The organism is Pseudalkalibacillus hwajinpoensis (assembly GCF_015234585.1).
In the GTDB taxonomy this organism is placed as follows: domain Bacteria; phylum Bacillota; class Bacilli; order Bacillales; family Guptibacillaceae; genus Guptibacillus; species Guptibacillus hwajinpoensis_B.
In genome coordinates, this window is the sequence record NZ_JADFCM010000001.1 from 179,701 (window position 1) to 200,608 (window position 20,908).

At 43.0% G+C, this 20,908-nt stretch carries 28 protein-coding genes; 23 read left to right on the top strand and 5 right to left on the bottom strand.

Annotated features, from left to right (window positions below; genetic code table 11):
- The first annotated feature begins 25 nt into the window (after positions 1-25).
- Positions 26-304 (top strand): hypothetical protein, encoded by a 279-nt coding sequence (locus IQ283_RS00850; RefSeq protein ID WP_194218284.1) that lies wholly within the window; start codon positions 26-28, stop codon positions 302-304.
- Here the strand turns inward: IQ283_RS00850 and IQ283_RS00855 are convergent.
- The 3 genes from IQ283_RS00855 to pxpB are packed head-to-tail and all read right to left on the bottom strand — an operon-like array spanning position 301 to position 2,710.
- The gene (locus IQ283_RS00855) at positions 301-1,224 is read right to left on the bottom strand and encodes a biotin-dependent carboxyltransferase family protein (RefSeq protein ID WP_194218285.1); all 924 of its coding nucleotides are present in this window, start codon (positions 1,222-1,224) and stop codon (positions 301-303) included. The two genes, IQ283_RS00850 and IQ283_RS00855, sit on opposite strands and share 4 nt — an antisense overlap.
- Positions 1,221-1,988, bottom strand: coding sequence for a LamB/YcsF family protein (locus tag IQ283_RS00860; protein WP_194218286.1), 768 nt, complete (start codon positions 1,986-1,988; stop codon positions 1,221-1,223). Before IQ283_RS00860 ends, IQ283_RS00855 begins: the two co-directional genes overlap by 4 nt.
- Entirely contained in the window at positions 1,985-2,710 is a 726-nt protein-coding gene (gene pxpB, locus IQ283_RS00865; RefSeq protein ID WP_194218287.1) for a 5-oxoprolinase subunit PxpB, read from the bottom strand. The genes IQ283_RS00860 and pxpB overlap by 4 nt, the downstream gene beginning before the upstream one ends.
- Positions 2,711-2,906: 196 nt before the next feature.
- Between pxpB and fliW the strand changes: the two genes are divergently transcribed.
- From fliW to flgL, 14 genes are all read left to right on the top strand, one after another.
- Complete coding sequence (fliW, locus tag IQ283_RS00870; RefSeq protein WP_194218288.1) at positions 2,907-3,356, top strand: flagellar assembly protein FliW; 450 nt, start codon at positions 2,907-2,909, stop codon at positions 3,354-3,356.
- Positions 3,357-3,605, top strand: coding sequence for a carbon storage regulator CsrA (gene csrA / locus IQ283_RS00875; protein WP_194218289.1), 249 nt, complete (start codon positions 3,357-3,359; stop codon positions 3,603-3,605).
- 226 nt (positions 3,606-3,831) lie between these two features.
- Positions 3,832-4,674, top strand: a complete 843-nt coding sequence (locus IQ283_RS00880) for a flagellin (protein WP_194219549.1) — start codon at positions 3,832-3,834, stop codon at positions 4,672-4,674.
- A gap of 73 nt (positions 4,675-4,747) precedes the next feature.
- Complete coding sequence (gene flaG / locus IQ283_RS00885) at positions 4,748-5,086, top strand: flagellar protein FlaG (RefSeq protein WP_194218290.1); 339 nt, start codon at positions 4,748-4,750, stop codon at positions 5,084-5,086.
- A 108-nt stretch (positions 5,087-5,194) separates the two neighbouring features.
- The gene (fliD, locus tag IQ283_RS00890) at positions 5,195-6,667 is read left to right on the top strand and encodes a flagellar filament capping protein FliD (protein ID WP_194218291.1); all 1,473 of its coding nucleotides are present in this window, start codon (positions 5,195-5,197) and stop codon (positions 6,665-6,667) included.
- Position 6,668: 1 nt separating this feature from the next.
- Positions 6,669-7,052, top strand: a complete 384-nt coding sequence (locus IQ283_RS00895; protein WP_194218292.1) for a hypothetical protein — start codon at positions 6,669-6,671, stop codon at positions 7,050-7,052.
- 11 nt (positions 7,053-7,063) lie between these two features.
- Positions 7,064-7,438: a flagellar export chaperone FliS gene (gene fliS / locus IQ283_RS00900; RefSeq protein WP_194218293.1), complete on the top strand. Its 375-nt coding sequence runs from the start codon at positions 7,064-7,066 to the stop codon at positions 7,436-7,438.
- A 23-nt stretch (positions 7,439-7,461) separates the two neighbouring features.
- Complete coding sequence (gene motA / locus IQ283_RS00905) at positions 7,462-8,280, top strand: flagellar motor stator protein MotA (RefSeq protein WP_194218294.1); 819 nt, start codon at positions 7,462-7,464, stop codon at positions 8,278-8,280.
- A complete protein-coding gene (motB, locus tag IQ283_RS00910) occupies positions 8,270-9,049 on the top strand; it encodes a flagellar motor protein MotB (RefSeq protein WP_194219550.1) in 780 nt (259 codons plus the stop codon). The genes motA and motB overlap by 11 nt, the downstream gene beginning before the upstream one ends.
- A gap of 16 nt (positions 9,050-9,065) precedes the next feature.
- Positions 9,066-9,497 carry a flagellar basal body-associated FliL family protein gene (locus IQ283_RS00915; protein WP_194218295.1) on the top strand — a complete coding sequence of 144 codons (432 nt, stop codon included), beginning with the start codon at positions 9,066-9,068 and terminating at the stop codon, positions 9,495-9,497.
- A 111-nt stretch (positions 9,498-9,608) separates the two neighbouring features.
- Positions 9,609-9,869, top strand: coding sequence for a flagellar biosynthesis anti-sigma factor FlgM (gene flgM / locus IQ283_RS00920; protein WP_194218296.1), 261 nt, complete (start codon positions 9,609-9,611; stop codon positions 9,867-9,869).
- Between the two features lie 14 nt (positions 9,870-9,883).
- A complete protein-coding gene (locus IQ283_RS00925; protein WP_194218297.1) occupies positions 9,884-10,354 on the top strand; it encodes a flagellar protein FlgN in 471 nt (156 codons plus the stop codon).
- 29 nt (positions 10,355-10,383) lie between these two features.
- A complete protein-coding gene (gene flgK, locus IQ283_RS00930; protein ID WP_194218298.1) occupies positions 10,384-11,709 on the top strand; it encodes a flagellar hook-associated protein FlgK in 1,326 nt (441 codons plus the stop codon).
- A gap of 18 nt (positions 11,710-11,727) precedes the next feature.
- Positions 11,728-12,603 carry a flagellar hook-associated protein FlgL gene (gene flgL, locus IQ283_RS00935; protein WP_194218299.1) on the top strand — a complete coding sequence of 292 codons (876 nt, stop codon included), beginning with the start codon at positions 11,728-11,730 and terminating at the stop codon, positions 12,601-12,603.
- Between the two features lie 38 nt (positions 12,604-12,641).
- Here flgL and IQ283_RS00940 read toward each other — a convergent pair whose 3' ends face one another.
- Together IQ283_RS00940 and IQ283_RS00945 are read right to left on the bottom strand one after the other, a co-directional pair.
- Positions 12,642-13,442, bottom strand: a complete 801-nt coding sequence (locus tag IQ283_RS00940) for a flagellar hook-basal body protein (protein WP_194218300.1) — start codon at positions 13,440-13,442, stop codon at positions 12,642-12,644.
- A gap of 11 nt (positions 13,443-13,453) precedes the next feature.
- Positions 13,454-14,275 (bottom strand): flagellar hook-basal body protein, encoded by an 822-nt coding sequence (locus tag IQ283_RS00945; RefSeq protein ID WP_194218301.1) that lies wholly within the window; start codon positions 14,273-14,275, stop codon positions 13,454-13,456.
- A 243-nt stretch (positions 14,276-14,518) separates the two neighbouring features.
- Here IQ283_RS00945 and flgB point away from each other — a divergent pair, with 243 nt between their 5' ends.
- From flgB to IQ283_RS00985, 8 genes are read left to right on the top strand one after another with little or no spacing between them, the layout of a single operon-like run.
- Positions 14,519-14,908 carry a flagellar basal body rod protein FlgB gene (gene flgB / locus IQ283_RS00950; protein ID WP_194218302.1) on the top strand — a complete coding sequence of 130 codons (390 nt, stop codon included), beginning with the start codon at positions 14,519-14,521 and terminating at the stop codon, positions 14,906-14,908.
- 5 nt (positions 14,909-14,913) lie between these two features.
- On the top strand, positions 14,914-15,357 hold the full coding sequence (gene flgC, locus IQ283_RS00955) for a flagellar basal body rod protein FlgC (protein ID WP_194218303.1): 444 nt from the start codon (positions 14,914-14,916) through the stop codon (positions 15,355-15,357).
- 22 nt (positions 15,358-15,379) lie between these two features.
- Positions 15,380-15,670, top strand: a complete 291-nt coding sequence (fliE, locus tag IQ283_RS00960; RefSeq protein ID WP_194218304.1) for a flagellar hook-basal body complex protein FliE — start codon at positions 15,380-15,382, stop codon at positions 15,668-15,670.
- Positions 15,671-15,691: 21 nt separating this feature from the next.
- Entirely contained in the window at positions 15,692-17,323 is a 1,632-nt protein-coding gene (gene fliF / locus IQ283_RS00965) for a flagellar basal-body MS-ring/collar protein FliF (RefSeq protein WP_194218305.1), read from the top strand.
- Positions 17,324-17,333: 10 nt separating this feature from the next.
- Complete coding sequence (gene fliG / locus IQ283_RS00970; protein WP_194218306.1) at positions 17,334-18,344, top strand: flagellar motor switch protein FliG; 1,011 nt, start codon at positions 17,334-17,336, stop codon at positions 18,342-18,344.
- Positions 18,337-19,134 (top strand): FliH/SctL family protein, encoded by a 798-nt coding sequence (locus IQ283_RS00975; RefSeq protein WP_194218307.1) that lies wholly within the window; start codon positions 18,337-18,339, stop codon positions 19,132-19,134. The genes fliG and IQ283_RS00975 overlap by 8 nt, the downstream gene beginning before the upstream one ends.
- The gene (gene fliI, locus IQ283_RS00980; protein ID WP_194218308.1) at positions 19,124-20,443 is read left to right on the top strand and encodes a flagellar protein export ATPase FliI; all 1,320 of its coding nucleotides are present in this window, start codon (positions 19,124-19,126) and stop codon (positions 20,441-20,443) included. The genes IQ283_RS00975 and fliI overlap by 11 nt, the downstream gene beginning before the upstream one ends.
- 41 nt (positions 20,444-20,484) lie before the next feature.
- The gene (locus IQ283_RS00985; RefSeq protein WP_206759416.1) at positions 20,485-20,898 is read left to right on the top strand and encodes a flagellar export protein FliJ; all 414 of its coding nucleotides are present in this window, start codon (positions 20,485-20,487) and stop codon (positions 20,896-20,898) included.
- The last annotated feature ends 10 nt before the right edge of the window (positions 20,899-20,908 follow it).

A 20,908-nucleotide genomic window follows, 5' to 3' on the forward strand; every position in this document is an offset into this window, starting at 1 on the left:
TCCCTAAAGAAAGGAGGGAGACAGAATGCCGGAACCAATCCCGTTTTTTTATCCAGCAGAGGCTGATGCTATAAAAAATGCACATGATGCTTATAACGTATATGTAAACGACGATTATGTGGGCGATAAAATTTTGTTCTCTCACTGTGAGAAAATTGAAGATCTAAGCGAATATTTGAATCAAAAAGGCTTCTATAATTTCCAAGCGGAGGTTGAAGGAGATCATTACCACCTGCAAATGAACGAGCAGGACCAGGGGGAGCTTGTGAAGGATGAGCTCCACAGCTACCTCCGATTGCACTAGCGATGGATTCGCTCCCAAATACGAAGCTTTCGCTCAGTTTGTCTAGCCGCTTCCTGTGCTTCTTCCACCGTTACTTCTTTAAAACGGATGTTCCCGCCGGGCGGCAGCTGGGCAATAAGTGGCAAATCAGGACCAATCACCGTTCCAATCCGTGTGTAACCACCTGTCGTCTGCCGATCAGCAAGCAAGATTATCGGCTGACCGTTCCCAGGCAGCTGGATGCCGCCAACCGGAACTCCATCAGAAATGACGTTCGCTTCATGATTTGTTTCCAGATCAGAATGAAGTCGATAACCCATTCGATTGGATTGAGGTGAAACTTCATGAGTGGATGAGAAAAATTGCTCCACGACGTGAGCTGAAATCTGTTCATGGTGTGGTCCTTTCACGACGCGTACTTCAACATCACGATCATAATCAGGAATCTCGGTGAAAAAAAGCCCGGTTCCTGCTTTTTGTTTCACAGGTTTACCAACGAGTTCATCTCCTTTTTGAAGAGGACGTCCGAGACCAGCTGGCTCATAAACGGAGCGACTTCCCATATATTTTTCTGAATGGAAGCCACCTGAAACGGTCAGATAAGCACGAACTCCTTGGCGTGGCTGACCAAATTCTAGTACCTGTCCTTTTTTTATATGCACAGATTTCCAGAGCGGAATGCGTTTCCCATTCACCATGGGAGACAAATCCCCTCCCGTTACAGCGACCACAAAAGACTCTTCTGCAATCAGCTCAGGTCCTTGCATCGTAACCTCAAGTCCTGCCGCATCGCGCTCATTCCCGACTAGAATATTGCCAACCTGAAGAGCAAAGCGATCGAGAGCTCCTGACGCTGGCACTCCATATTTCAAAAATCCAACACGTCCTAAATCCTGATACGTCGTGTACAATCCTGGCTTTTCTACTGAAAATAACTTCATCGGTTTCCGATCCTTTCCATCACGATGTTTTCTTCACTAAATCGTTTTCGTAGCGCTTTAATAAACGCAAGTGCCGACGGTTCATCACCGTGAACGCAAACGGTATCAGCTTCGATCGGAATGATTGAACCATCCACAGCCGTTACCGTTCCTTCTTTCACCATTTGAATCACTTGTTCAATCGCGGCTTGCTCGTCTCGGATCATCGAATTCTTTTCAACCCGAGGGGTAAGCGACCCGTCAGGCTGATACGTTCGATCCGCAAAAACTTCAGAAGCATAAGGAAGTGCAGCGTCTTGTGCAGCGCGAATCAATTCTGAATTTGCAAGCCCAAATAGAATGAGGTCTGTATCAAAATCCTTTACGGCTTGCGCGATCGCATTCGCAAGCTCAGGATCCTTCGAAGCCATATTGTAAAGCGCCCCGTGCGGTTTGACGTGCTGAAGCGGCACTTGATGCGCCCTGCAGAACCCGTGCAGTGCCCCGATCTGGTAAAGAACGAGGGAGTAAGCATCCTCTGGCGTGATGTTCATGTTTCGGCGTCCAAACCCAACTAAGTCTGGAAATCCCGGGTGAGCCCCAATTCCAACGTGATGCTCCTTCGCCCACTCGACTGTTTTATTCATAATATGCGGGTCGCCGGCATGATAGCCGCAAGCCACATTCGCTGACGATACGAGTTCAAGAACCTGTTCATCCTGACCGGCTACATAAGTGCCGAAGCTTTCACCAAGATCGCTGTTTAAATCAATGCGAAACGTCATTCGAATCCCTCCCTGCGTTCAAGTACGTAAGTTCCCTCTTCAACCTCATGCTGAATTCGATTGTATTTCTCTTCATTAATCGATGTAAAATGTAAATAATCTCCCTGTTCAAAAAGAAATGGCTCCTCTTTTTCAGGATCGAACAATCGAAGCGGTGTGCGTCCAATTAAGTTCCATCCGCCAGGGGATTCAAGCGGATAAATGCCCGTTTGACTCCCCGCGATGCCAACAGATCCGGCTGGTACAGACTTCCTTGGACTCTCAAGACGAGGCATGGCAATTTGTTCATCAAGCCCGCTTAAATAGGGGAAACCTGGTAAAAAACCAATCATGTTAATAAGGTAGCTTGCACCTGTATGTAGATTAATGACGTCGGTAGGACTTAGGTTGTTGGTGTTGGCGAGATTTTCGAGATCAGGTCCATAGTCGCCACCATAAAAGGTTGGAATGGTGATCACGGTTTTGACTTGATGGCTCTTTGTGTCCATTTCAACTGCTATGTTTTGAAGAAATGCAGTGATGTGCTCATAAGACGTATCCCATGGATCGTAGTAAACAGTGACAGAATCATAAGCGGGAACCCATTCTATAAGGTTAGTATGTTTTTGTGAACGTAGCTTCCGACAAAACGCTTGAATTTGATCAGTAAGAGCAGGCGATATATCCTCCTGGAAACAGCATTTCACAGCCGCTTCACCGAGTGGATGAAAGGTGATCTCCATGACTAGTGCTCCTTTCGTTAATATCTTTTTATAAGTTAAGAATAGAACTTCGAAGAGATTCCATTTTTTATACCAGTTGATCGAATTTCTGTCCCTTTAAGTTTACCGAAATTTCAAAAAGACAACAAATTATCCATGGAAAAAAGCGCCATAAGCCTTATAATGAGGGTAGACATGATCAGCAAAGGAGATCGCTATGAAATTACATACTGCACGCTTTGGAGAAATGGACGTCACGGATGATCGTCTGATCACATTTGAAAGTGGCATTCCCGGCCTTGAGCACTTTAGAACTTACTGTCTTTTACCCGCCGACGACAAAGATGAGTCTCCTTTTTACTTTTTACAATCAACTGAAGAAAGCGGTCTTTGTTTCTTCCTCGCAGATCCGTTTTCCTTTTATCCAAATTATGAAGTAAACCTTGATGACAGCACGCTCGCTCAGCTCAATCTCACCGATCCAACGCATGCGCTCGTACTCTCGATTCTTACTGTTCAAGGATCATTAAAAGACGCAACAATGAATCTAAAAGCTCCGCTCATCTTTAATACAGCTGAACACACCGGAAAGCAGCTCGTACTGAAGCAGGAGTACGGCATCAAAGAACCTCTATTGAAGCAAGTTACGACAGAGGAGGCGGAGTAAATGCTCGTACTCGGACGTAAAAAGGGCGAATCGATTGTCATTAACGATGAGATTGAACTCAAGATTATTAGCATTGAAGGTGACACGGTGAAGCTTGGGGTGGAAGCGCCAAAGAATATTGCCATCCACCGGAAAGAAGTATATGAAGCGATTCAATCGGAGAATAAGCTTGCGGCGATGCAGGAGTTTAGCTTAGAGGATTTGAAGGAGTTTCAGAAGAGTAACAGTTCAAAGGGACCGAAGTCATAAGGCGGCGGTTCTTTTTTATGTTTTAAGAATGATTCTTTATTTTAGGACTAAATCATTAGCAAAACGATGGCTATCGCTAGAATGTGACACCAATCCAAGTTTTTCTAATTATTTTTCAGAAAACTATTAAACATCTAAAAACCCCTGCCGATAATAGTGGTGTTAGGAAGTCCAAACGGATGTGGATTTTCTTGATAAAACCAATTACATGGAGGTAGATTTAGGGATGATTATTAATCACAACTTAGCAGCAATGAATACGTACAACCAGATGGGTTCTAACCAATTGAATGCATCTAAAAACATGGAGAAGCTTTCTTCAGGATTAAGAATCAATAACGCAGCAGATGATGCAGCAGGGCTTTCAATTTCTGAAAAAATGCGCGCACAAATTCGTGGCCTTGATCAAGCTTCACGTAATGCTCAAGATGGAATAAGCCTATTGCAAACCGCTGAAGGTGGTTTGAATGAAGCACATTCTATCCTTCAACGTATGCGAGAACTTAGTGTACAAGCAACTAACGACACTAACATCACTGAAGATCGTGATGCAATTCAAACGGAATTAAATGAATTAACATCAGAACTTGGAACCATCAATACCCGTACAGCATTTAACAAACAGAACCTTCTTGATGCTACTGCTGGGTCTGGAGGTACTGGAAGTGTCACACTTCAAGTAGGTGCAAATACTACTGAAACAATGGTTATGGACTTCTCGAAAAAAGGTATTAACTTAAATGATATTGTTGGTACAGATTTAGCTTCATTGTCTGTGGCTGATGCTACTGCTGCAGATACTTCTCTTCAAGCTATTGAAACAGCTATCCAAGACGTAAGTGCTGGTCGTTCTCAAATTGGAGCGTACCAAAACCGACTTGAACACACTATCAATAATCTGGGCACAAGTTCTGAAAACTTGACTGCAGCTGAATCTCGTGTCCGTGACGTAGACATGGCGAAAGAAATGATGGAGTTCACTAAGAACAACATCCTTAACCAGGCGTCACAAGCAATGCTCAGTCAAGCCAATCAACAGCCGCAAGCTGTACTACAACTTCTTCGTTAATTTACTTACAAGGTGGTCTTCAATTGAAGGCCACCTTTTTTAACAAAATTGATCGGGAATTGGAGATTAGCTGATGGAACTAAGAGATATTTCAATCACACCAATTGAACTAACTAAATTAACTCAAACAACTAATACTGAAGTGACTAAGACAATCGAAAAGCGTGAGGTAGAAGAAAATGCTTTATCAAAAGATACCATCAATCACCACATCACCACCCTCAACACCTACCTCGAACCAACCAAAACCTCACTCAAATTCCAACTCCACGACAAACTAAACGAATACTACGTCCAGATCATCGATACCCAAACTGACGAAGTGATCAAAGAAATCCCTTCAAAAAAGTTCCTTGATCGCTACGCTGCGACGACTGAGTTACTGGGCTTTATGGTCGATCAGAAAATTTAAGTGTTTGAACTCTCTATGGAGGGTTCTTTTTTAGGTCTATTTACACCTTAAACTATCGCGTCACCCTGCCGATAGTATCAATAGAAGGTAAGAACGGAGGAGATGTTCATGAGAATTTCCGGTTTAGCGACGGGGATGGACACAGATCAGATGGTAAAAGATCTCATGAAGGCGGAACGAATCCCGCTCGATAAATTGTCTCAAAAGAAGCAAACGATGGAATGGCAGAAGGAATCCTATCGGGAGTTGAATTCGATGATGTCGGATATGCGAAGCACGGCTTCATCGATGCGGTTGCAATCTGGCTATAATGCTTATAAAACGGTCTCTTCTAATACAGGTGCGGTTACAGCGAAGACGACATCTGCCTCTGTCCCAGGTTCTTATTCGGTTACCGTTAACGAACTCGCTCAAAGCGCTAAGTTTACATCGGGACAGGCCATTCAAAATGAAGCTGGTACAGCCGCAAAGGGAACAGATAAAGTACTTCAAACAGGCGAAGCAGATACGACACTACAGTTAACAAATAGCAAAGGTCAAACGGCTTCCATTACAATCACTGCGACAGACACATTTAAGAGCCTTGGTGAAAAAATTGCCGGTGCGACAGATAATACATCAGGTGAATCACTCGGGTTAAGAGCAAGCTTTGATAATACAACATCCCGCTTCTTTATTTCATCGAAAGCAATGGGCGGAGATGAGTCATTCACACTTAGTGTTGGTGATCCAACTGTGGAAAGTCGTATCCTCGGCGGTGCAGCCAACACAGCTCAGGGGAAATATGGGTCTGTGGCGTTTGACGGTATAGTTATTGATAACCTGAAGACAAATACTACGACGATTAATAATATGAAGCTGGATCTTGTACAAAAAGGTACTTCAACTGTTTCGGTTCAAAGCGATGTAGAAGCGCCTTTTGACATGATTAAGTCATTCGTTGAGAAGTACAACGAGTTCATTGATAAAGCACAGGGGATGCTTACTGAAAAGCGCAACCGCGATTTCCCGCCGCTCACAGATGCGCAAAGAGAAGACCTTACCGAAAAAGAGATCGAATTGTGGGAAGAGAAAGCGAAGAGCGGGATGCTTCAAAGTGATGCGACCGTTCGGGGGATTGTGAGTGACCTTCGCAGTGCCTGGATGTCACCGGTTAGCGGAATTCCGGCAGGTGAGCTTAGCATGCTTTCGCAAGTTGGGATTAATACGGGTTCTTATCAGGATGGAGGAAAACTCTTTATTGATGAAGCGAAATTAAAGAGTGTTCTGGAACAAAAGCCAGAAGAGGTCATGAACCTGTTTACGAGTGGCACAGATGGGATTGGTGATCGCCTGTATGACTCGGTCAATAAAGGCATCGATCAGTTAGGAAAGAAAGCAGGAACGCCGGGCACGCTCGTTGACAGTAGTTTTTTATCCACGAGATTAAAAGATTTAGATGAGCAGATGCAAAACTGGGAAGATAAGCTTGTTACCGTTGAAGATCGGTATTGGAAACAATTTTCGGCGCTTGAAACGGCGATGAGTCAGCTCAATCAGCAAAGTGCATGGGTACAACAAAACTTACTTGGTGGGATGTAAAATGAGAAGAATTGATGCGTTAAATCAACTACACGTGGTGACAAATCAAATTGCAAAATCACTTGGTGAAATTAATCCATCTATGAATGTTGATGGAACAGAAATGCTTGAGGGCATTAATTACATGATCAAACGGCGTGATGAAACCATTAAACTTCTAGATGAAGCGATGGAGAAAGAAGGAAAGGATTGGACGGAAGACGAGCGGACTCTCTTACAACAGCTGAGCGTACTTGAAGAGAAGATTCAGCCTAAACTGTCTGAGCTTTATTCAGCTTTTTCCGATCAAATGAGACGTTTACAGCAAGGAAAGGCAGCAGCCAATAATTACAAGCCTCAGAAAACAGCATATAGCGACGGCGCCTTTTTCGATCAGCGTAAATAGGGGGAATACTTATGGCTATGAAAAATCCATATCAAACATATCAAAATAATGCGGTCGCAACGGCATCACCTCAGGAATTAACGTTAATGCTTTATAACGGATGTATTAAATTTATTCGCCTGTCCTCTATTGCGATGGAAAAAGGCGATATGGAAGCGAAGAATACCAATATTATTAAAGCACAAAACATCCTATATGAATTGCGTTCATCATTAAATATGGAGATGGAGCTCTCCCAAACGATGGATTCTCTCTATGAATATATGATTTCGCAGCTTGTGACGGCGAATATTCAAAATGATTCTAGCATTTTAAAGGAAGTCGAAAGCTTAGCTGAAGAGTTTCGAAATACGTGGAAGCAAGCAATGGAACAGGCAAAGAAGTAAGTTAAACAAAGAGGGTGAAAGCAATGGAAAAAACATCTCTGTTCGGCGTCCTCCTCGGTTTCTTCGTCTTAGTTGGCGGATTAATTCTAAAGGGAGCGAATCCGGCTGCTCTATTAAATCCCGCTGCCCTCGTTATCATTTTTGTTGGGACAGCGGCAGCACTACTCATCGCGTTTCCTTTTAACGAGATTAAGAAATTCCCAACATTATTAAAAATTATTTTTTCCAATCAAAAACTCCTAACTGAAAAAGAGCTAATTCCGATGTTTCGTGAATGGGCGACGGTCGCTCGTCGTGAAGGGCTCCTTTCCCTTGAGAATAATCTTGAAGGTATTGATGATGATTTTCTAAAAGGTGGATTCCAAATGGTGATTGACGGCCATTCTCATGAAGCGATTGAAGAAATTCTGGTAGAAGATATTGAGGCAATGAAAGAACGTCATCGTATGGGGGCGGGGATTTTCACACAGGCTGGAACTTATGCTCCAACCCTCGGTGTTCTTGGAGCGGTTGTTGGGCTTGTCGCAGCACTCAGTCACCTTGGTGATATGGAGCTGCTTGGAAAATCGATTGCAGCAGCGTTTATCGCTACGCTTTTTGGGATTTTCACAGGCTACGTTCTTTGGCATCCATTTGCGAATAAGCTGAAGCGAAAATCACAAGCCGAAGCTCGCATTAAGATGATTATGCTTGAAGGACTTTTGGCTGTTCAAGCTGGAGCTTCTCCTCGTATGGTAGAAGATAAGCTGCTTGTCTATCTCCCTAGTAAAGAGCGGAATTTAGTGGACGAAAAGAAAGAAAGTCAATCAGAAGTAGGCGAAGGAGTAGGCGCTGATGCGTAAGAAGAGACATGAAGAGCATGAAGATCACGTCGACGAAAGCTGGCTCATTCCATACGCCGATATGTTAACACTTCTGCTTGCGCTCTTTATTGTACTCTTTGCGGCAAGTACGGTTGATGTGAAAAAGTATGAAGCCATTACACAATCTTTTCAGGAAGTCCTAAATGGCGGAACGGGTATTTTAGAGGGCGAACCTGCAATGCTGGATCCAGAAGATGGCTCATTTGTTGGTATGACGGATGAGCCGGAAAAAGATGAGCCAAAAGATGGCGATGCGGAAGAAAAAGCGATCGAACAGGATCAAAACAAACTTCAGAAATTACAGGGCCGTATTGATGAGTATATCGCCGATCAAGATCTCGATTCCTATTTGAAAACGAAGTTAACAGAGGAAGGTCTTTTGATTACGATAAAAGAAGCGGCACTTTTTCAAAGCGGAAAAGCTGTATTAACGGGAGATGCGAAACCACTGGCCAAGCAAATCTCGGATCTTCTCGTTACGGATCCACCACGTCGCATTACGGTAACTGGTCATACAGATGATCGTCCAATTAAAACATCGCAATATCCATCGAACTGGCACTTAAGTTCGGAGCGTGCATTGAATTTTATGACAGAGCTATTGAATAATAAAAAGCTAGATCCAAAGCTATTTAGTTTTACAGGATACGGAGAATATCGCCCAGTCGATTCAAACAAAACGGAAGAAGGCAGAGCCAAGAACCGAAGAGTTGAAGTGCTTATTCTTCCATACAACGTAGAAAATTAGAACAAGAGGTGACAGAATGAAACGGATTCTAATTATCTTCCTAACGGCACTTGGTATTGTCGGTGCTGGAGCTGCGGTGGCTGTGTTTTTTTTAGATATTGATTTGAAAAAAGTCGTAGCACAGGAAGAGAAAGAGCCGACCGCAGAAGAACTTGCAGCAAGAAGCTTTAGTATGGAACCACTGACCACAAATTTATCATCAGATCATTTTGCAGTTGTTCAGCTAAACTTACTTGCTGATCATGAAAAGAGTTATAAGGAACTTGAAGTTCGTAATCCCGAATTAAAAGCGATCGTTATCTCAACGTTAGCTGGCTTAACAAAAGCGGATCTAAAAGGATCAGAGGGTCTTGAAAAGTTTGAAGACACCATCAAAAAAGAAGTAAATAAAGTGATGCATGATGGAAAAGTAGAACGCGTGCTTGTAACGGACTTTAAAATCCAGTAAGCGGTTAACTTTTCAAGAAAATTTCCGATAATAACGGTATAATCCTCAAATTAGGGTACGAATAATAGAATAGGAGTAGTATTATAAATTGTCGGAAAGAGGTGACCGGATATGAATGTCAATAAACCGTCAGCACCACCTATTGTAAACCCTTACCAGAAGCATAATCCTGTTACGAAAGTGGAGCAGGTCAAAAAGGCTCCTCGAGAAGATGAGCTTCAAATCTCAAACAAAGCGAGAGAACTATACGACATGAAGACGGAACAAGAGCGTGAAGCAAAAGTAACGGCCATTAAGAAACAGATTGAAGAAGGTACGTATCGTGTCGATAGTCAGAAAACAGCGGAAAAGCTGTTTGATCAGTGGTTTTAACAGGAGGCGACACGATGGGACAGGAACTATTAGCGGTTATGGGTGAAATGATTCTTCTTCATGAGAAATTAATCGTTCTTTCTGAAAAGAAACAAAATGCTTTATTAGAGCGAGACGTAAAGCGTTTGACGGAAGTAATCAACACAGAAAAGAATCTTCTTCAAGAACTCCGTATCAGTGAAGAGAAACGGCAGCAGATTACAGAAAAGCTTGCAGGTCGAACAGACCAAACCCTTAAAGACGTTTTAGGGGTGTTAAGTCCACCTGTTAAACGAATGGTGCAAAATCGAGCTACTGATTTAAAAGAAAAAGCGGAGAAACTTCAAAGTTTGAATGGTTTAAATGAAGAGTTGTTAAGAGATGGGATGGCATTTGTCCATCATATGATTGGTCATTTAACGACTACAAATCAATCGATCACTTACGGCAGGCCCAATCAGAAGCCAATGCAAACACCGCGAGGATATTTTGATACGAAAGCCTGAATGACAGGTTGAGAAAGGAACGGATATGAATGACGTCTACTTTTCATGGATTAGAGGTCGGGAAGAGAAGTCTGTATACGCAACAGACAGCTCTCACGACGACAGGAAATAATATCTCAAATGCGAATACTCCCGGTTACTCGAGGCAGCGGGTGGATATGCAAGCAACGTCTTCCATTACGTATCCTTATCAAACTGGTAGCTCATCCTCACAGCTTGGGACTGGTGTAAGTGTTGAATCGATCGATCGAGTTCGTTCTGAATATCTGGACAGCCAGTATCGAGAGCGAAATGGTCAGTTAGGATCTGAATCGACGAAACTTGAAACTCTTCAACAAATTGAGGCACTAACAGATGAGCCTGGAGACAATGGCATAAGTGCTTCTTTAGATCGTTTCTTCTCAGCGTGGGAAGATCTTGCTTCTAATCCTGATAGTCTTGCCGCTCGTGCAGTTCTAGTGGAACGTTCAGAAGAACTGCTATCACAGGGGCAAACGCTAAATGATGGGTTAACGAGTCTATCAAAAAGCTTGAATGAACAAATGAAAGCAGTGAATGATCAAATCAATGTTTTATCGACTCAAATTGATAGTTTAAACAAAGAGATTGCTTCAACACCTGAAGCAAACGAGTTAAAAGACCGCCGGGATTTATTAATGGATGAAATGTCAGGACTGACGAATGCCGAGAATATAGGAAGGCTTGAGGGACTTCAGCAATCGGTTAAGGAAGTGGAAAGCTTTCAAAAAGATTTAAATGAAATGTTTAATCAGCTTATTAATGGTTCAGTTACAACAGACGTGAATGGAACATCAAAACAATTTAATGGGTTGAATGACCTGATGACATCTGGCTTTTCATTAGTAAAAGACGCGAACGGTGCGATGAAACAGGGAGAAGCAATGTTTGATACGACTGGAACAGGAACGACTTTTCTTGAAAGTCTAAGCATGAATCAAGAAGTGAAAGCGAACCCAGCCACAATCGCTGCTTCTTCTAATAATAATGCCGTTAGTAACGGAGCTATCGCCACTGCAATAAGCGACCTGAAAAGCGAAACATTTTCTTTTAATGTAGCAGATTCAAACGTAAATGCAGATGCTAGTGTAAGTGATTTTTACGGTATGCTCATTTCGAAAATTGGAGCAAAAACACAGGCGTCAGAGCGATCAGTGGAAAGTCACCAGGCCGTCTTAAAGTCAATCGATCAAAATCGGATGTCAGTAAGCGGCGTCTCGCTTGATGAAGAGATGTCGAACCTCATTCAATTTCAACATGCTTATAATGCAGCTGCTCGCTATGTAAGCACAACTGATGAGCTTCTTGACGTCATTATTAATCGCATGGGCGTTTAGTAGAAAGGAGATCATCATATGAGAATTACACAGCAAATGCTTGGCTCAAACATCACCTCTCAGTTACAGAAAAATCTCTCACGCTATGAGAAAGCGAATGAACAAGTATCAACGGGGAAACGAATTAATTCACCTTCTGACGACCCTATTGGCGTCCAGAAGTCTTTGAAACTCGCCTCTCAGTTAGCTGATAATGAGCAGTATGAACGTAATACTGATTATGCCCTTTCCTGGATGGAAACAACTGATCAGGCTCTTAATAGCATCTCCAATGCGCTTCAGCGTGCAAACGAGTTAGGGTTACAGGCGTTGAACGGGACAAACTCACCAGAAGATCAGCAAACGATTGCGAAAGAAATTGAACAGTTGCGCGCTGAGATGCAGGATATTGCAAATACTAAGTTTGATGGAAAGTACATCTTCAATGGACAGGGAACAGATCAACCGATACAAGTCGAAGCGAATGGCGATCTCACGTATGACAATCAGTCAATCCTGCAGCGAATGTCATCTAGTAATACGATTGCTATGAACGTTACGGGAGAAGTGTTTGATGGGAATGTAAACCTGTTTAAAGCACTCGATCAGCTCTCAGGCGCATTAGCGGGTGGAGAAAAGGCTGGCATTAGCAGTGCATTGGAACAGATTGAGACAGGTAAGGATCAAGTGTTGAACAGCTGGACAAGTCTTGGCGCAAAGCAGTCAAGAGTGGAAGGAATGAATCAGCGTTTGAAGGAAGAAAACCTTTCTCTGCAAACGCTAGTTTCTAAAAATGATGACGTTGACTTTGCCGAAGCTATCATGAAATTAAAAACCGAAGAAAGTGTCTACCAGGCATCGCTAGCGGCAAGTGCAAAGATTATCCAGCCTTCTCTATTAGACTTTCTTAGATAAACAAAATCCCTCTCATGCGAGAGGGATTTTGTTTATCTTTATCTCTTAATCGTATTCGCTAGGCCCATCATTTCATCCGCCATCTTTATCGCCTGGCTCTGGAATTGGAGAAGACGCTGAGTCGAAATCATCTCTGTTGTTTCATTCGTTAGGTCTACGTTCGACATTTCAAGGTAGCCCTGTCTTGTTTTATATTCTGCACCGTCTAGCGCGACAAGTTCAAGATCACCATTCTCTTGAAGAGAAAATTCGTTTCCTCCAACGTTCATGAGCGCCTGTGGGCGATCAATTTTAGCGATGCTGAGCTGAAACGTTTGTTCATTTCCATTGCTATCAGTGGCAGCCAATTCTCCCGTGTCAGAGATGGACACCTCTGATGGGTTCGTTCTAAACGTAATTGCATTCCCATTCGGATCTAACACCGTATTGCCTCGGCTTGTAACGAGTGAAAAGACCCCGTTCTGATTTTGAATCTCAAAAGATCCGTCTCTTGTATAGTTGATAGCGTCCCCGTTTTGAACGCGAAAATAAACATTCTCTCCTTCAAGCATCACATCCAAATTACGACCGGTTTTCTGGGCAGACCCTTGCTCGTTTCGAAGAGTCGTTAAACCAACCTTTGATCCAAAACCAACTCGAAGGTTTTCAGGTGTTACTCTTCCAGGCTCCGCTTCTTCTCCTGTTTGATTCGCATATGTTTGAGTTAAGAGATTTTGGAACGTAGCTTCTCGGCTTTTATATCCTGCCGTATTCACGTTCGCAATATTATTAGCGATTGTATCCATCTTTTTTTGTGTCTGGCTAAGTGATGAAGATGCGGTTGCCATTTGAATGTTCAATCGTAGCCCTCCTAGTAAACGCGACCGATATCATTGACGGCTTTGTCGATGCTTTGATCATACGTTTGTAGTACTTTTTGGTTTGCTTCATATAGACGATAGGTGTTTAGCATATCCGTCATCGTTGTCGTCATATCCACATTCGAATCTTCGAGATAGCCCTGTTTCACTGAATACTGGGTGAAGTCTGTAGTTTGAATGTTCCCAGGTGCATTTGCTTCGTCACCTTCCCATGTGAAGACGCCGTTTCCTTGTTGAGTGAGATTAGAGGGAGCACTGGTGTAACCAATCCACAGTTGTTGTTCGGTCCCATTATCGTCAAGAATTGTGCCATCATCTGTCACAGTAAACAAGTCGCTAGTCAGTTGAATCGGCTGAAGATTTTCTCCGACCACTTGATAACCTTCACTTGTTGTCAGGAATCCGTCCTTATTAACAGAAAAACTTCCATTTCTTGTGTAGCGAATCGAGTTATCCTCAAGACGAACACCAAATAGAATTAGGCCTTTTTTACCAGTTTCTTCATCGATAGGAAGATTTTCATCGATGAGAGCAAGATCAGTTTGTTTACTAGTTTCCTTGAGAGATCCACTTGAAAAGTTAGGAATGGCTTCTTGGGTATAGACGCCAGTTTGGAGTGTACCAATGGAAGAGTTAAGGGTGGGTGTGTTCGTATCTCTTTCTTTCATTAAGTATTCAGGGAAGGAACGGAACGTTGCTTCATCCTGCTTGAAGCCTGGTGTTTCAGCATTTGAAAGGTTATTCGTAAGGAACTGTTGCTTTCGCTCACTTGCCATCATACCGGATGTAGCTGTATACATACCTTTAAACATTTTTTCGCTCCCATCGTAGTACTATCGTACGTGTACCTAGAAAATTATACCTCTATTATACCGCTAAAATGTGGGAAAATTAAGTGAAAAAAGTCGTTTTTTAGGTTAAAACACTCATTTACTATTATTTTTGACAATGCTATGCTATCACTAACGAAAAAATTGTCGAATGAGTATAACTATGGCTTTGCATCCATTTTTTAACTTTGAAAACAGTTTTATACAAGGAGTGTGAAAAGCTTCGTGAACGTTTTTCAATCGATTAGACCGCTTGAACAAGCATTGAATGCGTCGATGGTGCAGCAGCGTACTATCACATCAAATATATCAAATGTCGATACCCCTAATTACAAACGTCAAACCGTTTCATTTCAAGACACCCTGCAGGAAGCAACAAAGAATCTGCAGAGCTACAAATCAAACCCCAAACACGTCCCTTTTAGTAACGAAAATAATGCATCAAAGACCGTTGTCAAAACGGATCAAAATACACTTAATCAATCAAATGGCAATAACGTCGACACGGATGTTGAAATGGCCGAACTTGCCAAAAATCAACTCTGGTACAATGCGATGGTTGAAAAGACCAACAGCCAGTTCCGTGATTTACAGACAGCAATTAGAGGGAGCTAAATTATATGAATTTATTTAATGGGTTCAATACCAGTGCTTCAGCTTTAACTGCAAACCGTCTTAGAATGGATGTTGTTTCGTCCAATATCGCAAACGCTGAAACGACTCGCTCTGAGCTCGTCGATGGGGAATGGCAGCCATACAAGCGAAAAGTGGTAGAGCTTAAGGAAAATTCGTTCGAGAGTAAGCTTCAAGCCGCAATGGGAAATGGCGAAGCGCCAACAGGAGTGAAAGTGTCGAACATTAAAGAAGATGATGCTCCTAATAAACTTGTTTATAATCCCGCTCATCCCGATGCGAATGAAGAAGGTTATGTGGAAATGCCAAACGTGGATATGGTGAAAGAAATGGTTGATATGATGTCAGCATCTCGTTCCTATGAAGCGAACGTAACAGCGTTAAACGCAACCAAAAGTATGTATATGAAAGCGCTCGAACTTGGTAAGTAACGGTCGGGCATAGGAGGATCTTATGAACACAATTAGTGCACTTCAACAGCTTCCAGCACAAGCGAAGTCTCAGGTTACTTCGGGTGAAGCAACGGCTGATTTTGGTCAGATGCTTCAGGATGCGATTAAACAGGTGAACAACAATCAAGTGGCATCTGAACAGATGACGAATAAGCTTGTGACTGGGGAAGTTCAGGATGTTCACGAGGTTATGCTTGCAGCACAAAAAGCCTCACTATCTCTTAATCTAACAGTAGAAGTGAGAAATAAAGTTATTGAGTCATACCAGGAAATCATGCGTATGCAAATGTAGCATGTCAGGGATGGATAAAAAATGAACCAACAACTAATGAAATTTAAAAGTCGCTGGAATGAAACATGGGGAAGCTATTCCACTAAAACAAAATGGTTGATTGGAGGGACGTTTCTCGTCACTCTTCTTTTGCTTCTATTCCTCGTTTTTTGGATGTCTAAACCTAATTTAACACCTATTTATTCAAATCTTACACCGACAGAAGCTGGCGAAATCAAAGGAGCAATTGAACAAAAAGGGATTCCTGTAGAAGTTTCAGCCGATGGAACGATGATTAGCGTGCCTAATGATCAGGCTTCTGACTTGAAAGTAAGCTTAGCTGCTGAGGGCATTCCGAAAAGCGGTAATGTGAATTACAGCGTGTTTAGTGAAAACATGGGTATGGGCATGACGGATCGTCAATTTGATGTCGTTGAACGTGATGCGATGCAAAATGAACTAAGTCATTTGATTGAACAAATTGGTGGCATCAAGGAATCCAAAGTCATGATTACCCTACCTGCAGAAAGCGTTTGGCTTGATGAAACAGGTGAAACAGCTTCGGCTTCCGTTGTTTTAACGCGAGAACCTGGTGTGCAGCTTGATCAAGGTCAAATCACCGGTCTTTATCATCTCATCAGTAAAAGTGTTCCGAATCTTCCTGTTGAAAACATTGTGATCATGGATCAAAACGGTACGGCTTTTGACTATGGTGAAGGCGGCACAGATACAACTTTATCCGCTTACCAGCAGCAAGAAGATATCCGTAAAGACATTGAAAAAGACATGCAAAAGGAACTACAACAAATGCTTGGCATGATTCTCGGTCAGGATAAAGTGGTTGTTTCCGTGATGACCAGCGTTGATTTCACAAAAGAAAAGCGAACGGAAGACCTCGTTGAACCTGTTGATGAAGAAACAGGAGAAGGCATTGATATTAGTGTTGAGAAAATCATGGAATCGTATTCTGGCGACCAAGCAGCTGCGCAGGATGGCACGGGTACAGATGAAGGCGAAATTCCAAACTATAACGCAGACGATCCGAATGCCGAGGGCGACGGTTCTTACGAAAAAGTAGAAGACCGTATCAACCGTGAAGTGAATCGCATCCATAAAGAGATCGAAGAAAGTCCTTATCTCATTGATGATATTACGATTAACGTTGGTGTAGAGCCACCTGTGGCTGATGATATCACAACATTAACTGCTGCTGATATAGAAGATATTCGTACCGTACTTAAGAATGTTGTCCGTACATCGCTGAGTGAAAGTGATGTTCCTCTAGATGATGCTGCTCTTGAAGAAAGAATTTCGGTTTTTGCCAATAAATTCAAAGGGCGTGCTGATTACGAAGAGCCGACCGAAGGCATTTTTTCATCAATGATGGATAGCGTTCCGGGCTGGGTGCTTTATGCGATTGCATGTGGAGTTGGTATTCTTCTTATAGGTGGAATTTTGCTATTTTTCCGACGGAGGGGAAACAAAGAAGAAGATGACTTCATGGAGTTTGAGCAGTCTTACAGCTCTCCTGAGGATCATTATTTACCGCGTGAAGAACGTGAAGTCGATATGACACCAGAGACGCTTGTCGGAAAAGATGAGATTGAAAATCTTGCAAAAAATGATCCAGAAGAATTTGTGAAACTACTACGACTTTGGATGAAAGAAGAATAGGAGGGGTTGGATGGTAGGCACAGATGAATTAACCGGAACTCAGAAAGCGGCGATCCTTCTTACTTCTTTAGGACCTGATTTATCCGTACAAACGTTTAAACATTTATCTGAGAAAGAAATTGATCAGCTCGCACTTGGTATCTCAGAGCTTCGAAAAGTCGAGCCTGATGAGAGAGAGGCAGTTGTAGACGAGTTCATTCAAATGGTAAAAGCAAAAGATTATATCGCGGTTGGAGGCATTGAATATGCAAGGCATATTCTGGAGCAGGCGCTTGGGGCGAAAAAGGCTGAAGAAATCCTGACACGTCTGAAAGCCAATTTAAAAGTAAAGCCGTTTGCTTTTGCTAGAAAAGCAGATCCCGATCAGATTTTAAACATCTTACAGCAGGAGCACCCGCAGACAATTGCGCTCGTTCTTTCCTATCTTGATGCAAAACAGTCTTCGCAAATTTTATCATCACTACCTCAAGAAAGTCAGGCAGACGTTGCACGTAGGATTGCGCTAATGGATAGCACGTCTCCAGAGGTGATTAGCCAGCTTGAAACGATTATTGAAGGTAAGCTTAACGCGACTGGTTCTCAAGACTATACATTTACAGGTGGGGTAGAAGCGATTGTTCAGGTGCTGAGTAGCGTGGATCGAAGTACCGAACGTACGATTCTCAGTTCACTAGAAAAAGATGATCCGAATCTGGCAGAAGAAATTAAGAAGCGGATGTTTGTGTTCGAAGATATCGTCACGCTTGACGATCGCTCGATTCGCCTTGTGATTAGCGAAGTGAAGGATGAAGATCTGTCGATTGCATTGAAAGTGGCAAGCGACGATGTGAAGGATACCATTTTCCGAAATATGTCCAACCGACGTGTCGATACTGTGAAAGAAGAGATCGAGCTGATGGGACCTCTTCGCCTTCGTGAAGTGGAAGAGGCGCAAACGCGCATCGTTTCTGTCATTCGCTACCTTGAAGAAACGGGTGATGTGATGATTGCCCGCGGTGGAGGAGATGATCTGATTGTCTAACATCATCCGAAAAACCCCTGGAGAAAAACGAGCTGTTCCTAAGGTCATTGAACAGCGAACGATAAGAGAGCCAAAACGTAGTCGCGTCCTCCCGACGCGAACGATGACAGTTGAAGAGAAGAAGTCTCAGCTTCTTGAAATGATGATTCGCCTTGAAGATCTCTACCATACGATTCGAACGAGGCTAGGGGAAGAAGAAGCGAAGGTACATCAAAACTTAGAGAAGAAGCAGCAGGAAAAAGAGCTCGAGTGGCAGGAAATCACAAAAAAAACAGTGCGTGACGCGGAAGAAAGCGGCTATGCAGCTGGATATGAAGCTGGCATGCAGCAAATTCATTTTGAGTTCGATCAGCAAAAGAAAGAGATGGAACAAATGGTGAAAGCCGCTTATGACAAAAAAGAAGAGTTGATTCAAAGCGCTGAACCGTTCCTTCTGTCGTTAAGTACGGCGATTGCGAAGAAAATTATTTTAAAAGAAATGGAACAAGATCCTGAGGTGTTACTTGGTTTGGTGCAAGAGACGCTAAAGAAAGTACAGGATCGTGGCGAGGTAGTTTTTCAAGTTTCAACAGAAGACTACCAGCATGTGATACCGATGGTGGATGAGCTAGAAAAGCAGCTTGATGTAAATGCAAGCCTTAAGCTCGTTCCGATGAGTGATTTGGAAGTTGGATCAGGACTTGTTCACACACCCAGTGGGTCGTATGATATTTCAATTAATAGTCAGCTTTCCGAAATGAAGAAGCAGCTGATTGCGATGTTTGAGGAGCGAACTGTCGATGAGCATTAATGTTGAGCCATATCTTTCGCAGCTTCATTCGATGGAAACAGTCCAGAAGTACGGCAAGGTGACACAGGTTATTGGGCTAACGATTGAATCGCTTGGACCAGAAGTGAAAATTGGTGAGGTTTGTTATTTGTATCCAGGACCATTGAAAGAACCGATTGAAGCCGAAGTTGTTGGGTTTCGAGAAAATCGCGTTCTTCTTATGCCAATGCATGATTTATCAGAGATTGGTCCAGGTTGCCTTGTTGTGGCGACCGGTCAACCTCTTGAAGTAAAAGTAGGCTATTCTCTGCTAGGTACAATACTCGATGGAGGCGGTAGACCGCTTGATCAATCAGATCTTCCAGGAGGGCTAAGAGCCGTTTCTACGAATCGGAAGCCGCCCAATCCAATGACAAGACCGCGCATTACAACACCATTTCAACTTGGGGTGCGCGCCATTGATGGGTTGTTAACAGTCGGTCAGGGTCAGCGAATTGGAATTTTTGCAGGAAGCGGTGTTGGAAAAAGTACGCTAATGGGTATGTCCGCACGAAACTCAGAAGCCGATGTGAACGTAATTGCGCTTATTGGTGAGCGTGGACGAGAAGTAAGAGATTTTATCGAACGCGATCTAGGCGAAGATGGGTTAAAGAAATCCGTTGTCGTTGTCGCCACGTCCGACCAGCCCCCATTACAGCGAATTAAAGGGGCACTTACGGCCACGGCCATCGCTGAATTTTTTCGTGATCAGGGAAAAAACGTTATGCTCATGATGGATTCGGTGACGCGATTTGCGATGGCCCAGCGAGAAGTAGGGCTTGCGATTGGAGAGCCACCTACGAGTAAAGGCTATACCCCAAGCGTGTTTGCGCTTTTGCCTAAACTGTTAGAGAGATCAGGCACGGCAGAGACGGGATCGATTACCGCCTTTTACACCGTACTCGTTGATGGTGATGATATGAATGAGCCAATTGCAGATGCAGTTCGAGGCATATTGGACGGGCACATCGTTCTCGATCGGAAGCTAGCGCAAAAAGGACAGTATCCTGCTATTAACGTTCCGCAAAGCGTGAGTCGGGTTATGAAAGAAATCGTTTCGCCCGCGCATATGAAATCAGCAGAGGAATTCAAGCGGCTTCTTGCTGTCTATGTGTCATCGGAAGATTTGATTAATATTGGCGCTTATAAAGCAGGTACGAACAGTAATATTGATAAAGCTATCTCAATTCACCCGGAAATTGAGAAGTATATTAAGCAAGGTATTGATGATCAGGCTTCATTTGAAGAAAGTAAGGATTGGCTTCTATCCCGATTTGGAAAGGATGACTAACCATCGCAGCTTTTCAATTCCCGTTTCAACGAATTTTGGATGTGAAAGAAAACGAAAAGTCTCAGGCTCAGCTTGAAATGGCCGAGTCGCTCAAAGTACAGGTTGATCTCGAGCAGGAAGCGCATCAACTTGAAGAAGACATTCATGCGATGCGAGAGAAGCTTGAACATCGTCAGTTAGAGGGACTTCCAATTCTCGAGCTTTTAAAAGAAGAAGAGCATATTGCTTATCTAGAAAAGCAGCTTGAACGAAAACGATATCAACTGAGTCATGTAGAAAACAAGGTGAGCGAGCAGCAGGAAGCGCTTGTTTCAAAAGTAAGAGAAGAAAAAACGTGGCAATCGATTAAAGAAACGCGAAAAGAAGAGTTTTATCACGATCAGAAAATGATTGAACAAAACGAATTGGACGATCTAAACACCGTTCGAGCATATATGCTGGCAAGAAACGGCTAAAAGGAGTGAT

Excerpts from the sequence above, each read along its gene's own strand:
- fliD (WP_194218291.1), top strand. The coding sequence starts at position 5,195 with ATGAGAATTTCCGGTTTAGCGACGGGGATGGACACAGATCAGATGGTA.
- flaG (WP_194218290.1), top strand. The coding sequence starts at position 4,748 with ATGGAACTAAGAGATATTTCAATCACACCAATTGAACTAACTAAATTA.
- flgK (WP_194218298.1), top strand. The coding sequence starts at position 10,384 with ATGACGTCTACTTTTCATGGATTAGAGGTCGGGAAGAGAAGTCTGTAT.
- fliG (WP_194218306.1), top strand. The coding sequence starts at position 17,334 with ATGGTAGGCACAGATGAATTAACCGGAACTCAGAAAGCGGCGATCCTT.
- IQ283_RS00855 (WP_194218285.1), bottom strand. The coding sequence starts at position 1,224 with ATGAAGTTATTTTCAGTAGAAAAGCCAGGATTGTACACGACGTATCAG.
- IQ283_RS00880 (WP_194219549.1), top strand. The coding sequence starts at position 3,832 with ATGATTATTAATCACAACTTAGCAGCAATGAATACGTACAACCAGATG.
- fliF (WP_194218305.1), top strand. The coding sequence starts at position 15,692 with ATGAACCAACAACTAATGAAATTTAAAAGTCGCTGGAATGAAACATGG.
- fliS (WP_194218293.1), top strand. The coding sequence starts at position 7,064 with ATGGCTATGAAAAATCCATATCAAACATATCAAAATAATGCGGTCGCA.
- fliE (WP_194218304.1), top strand. The coding sequence starts at position 15,380 with ATGAACACAATTAGTGCACTTCAACAGCTTCCAGCACAAGCGAAGTCT.
- motA (WP_194218294.1), top strand. The coding sequence starts at position 7,462 with ATGGAAAAAACATCTCTGTTCGGCGTCCTCCTCGGTTTCTTCGTCTTA.
- IQ283_RS00925 (WP_194218297.1), top strand. The coding sequence starts at position 9,884 with ATGGGACAGGAACTATTAGCGGTTATGGGTGAAATGATTCTTCTTCAT.
- IQ283_RS00895 (WP_194218292.1), top strand. The coding sequence starts at position 6,669 with ATGAGAAGAATTGATGCGTTAAATCAACTACACGTGGTGACAAATCAA.
- csrA (WP_194218289.1), top strand. The coding sequence starts at position 3,357 with ATGCTCGTACTCGGACGTAAAAAGGGCGAATCGATTGTCATTAACGAT.
- IQ283_RS00850 (WP_194218284.1), top strand. The coding sequence starts at position 26 with ATGCCGGAACCAATCCCGTTTTTTTATCCAGCAGAGGCTGATGCTATA.
- fliI (WP_194218308.1), top strand. The coding sequence starts at position 19,124 with ATGAGCATTAATGTTGAGCCATATCTTTCGCAGCTTCATTCGATGGAA.
- flgM (WP_194218296.1), top strand. The coding sequence starts at position 9,609 with ATGAATGTCAATAAACCGTCAGCACCACCTATTGTAAACCCTTACCAG.
- flgC (WP_194218303.1), top strand. The coding sequence starts at position 14,914 with ATGAATTTATTTAATGGGTTCAATACCAGTGCTTCAGCTTTAACTGCA.
- pxpB (WP_194218287.1), bottom strand. The coding sequence starts at position 2,710 with ATGGAGATCACCTTTCATCCACTCGGTGAAGCGGCTGTGAAATGCTGT.
- IQ283_RS00860 (WP_194218286.1), bottom strand. The coding sequence starts at position 1,988 with ATGACGTTTCGCATTGATTTAAACAGCGATCTTGGTGAAAGCTTCGGC.
- IQ283_RS00915 (WP_194218295.1), top strand. The coding sequence starts at position 9,066 with ATGAAACGGATTCTAATTATCTTCCTAACGGCACTTGGTATTGTCGGT.
- IQ283_RS00945 (WP_194218301.1), bottom strand. The coding sequence starts at position 14,275 with ATGTTTAAAGGTATGTATACAGCTACATCCGGTATGATGGCAAGTGAG.
- fliW (WP_194218288.1), top strand. The coding sequence starts at position 2,907 with ATGAAATTACATACTGCACGCTTTGGAGAAATGGACGTCACGGATGAT.
- flgL (WP_194218299.1), top strand. The coding sequence starts at position 11,728 with ATGAGAATTACACAGCAAATGCTTGGCTCAAACATCACCTCTCAGTTA.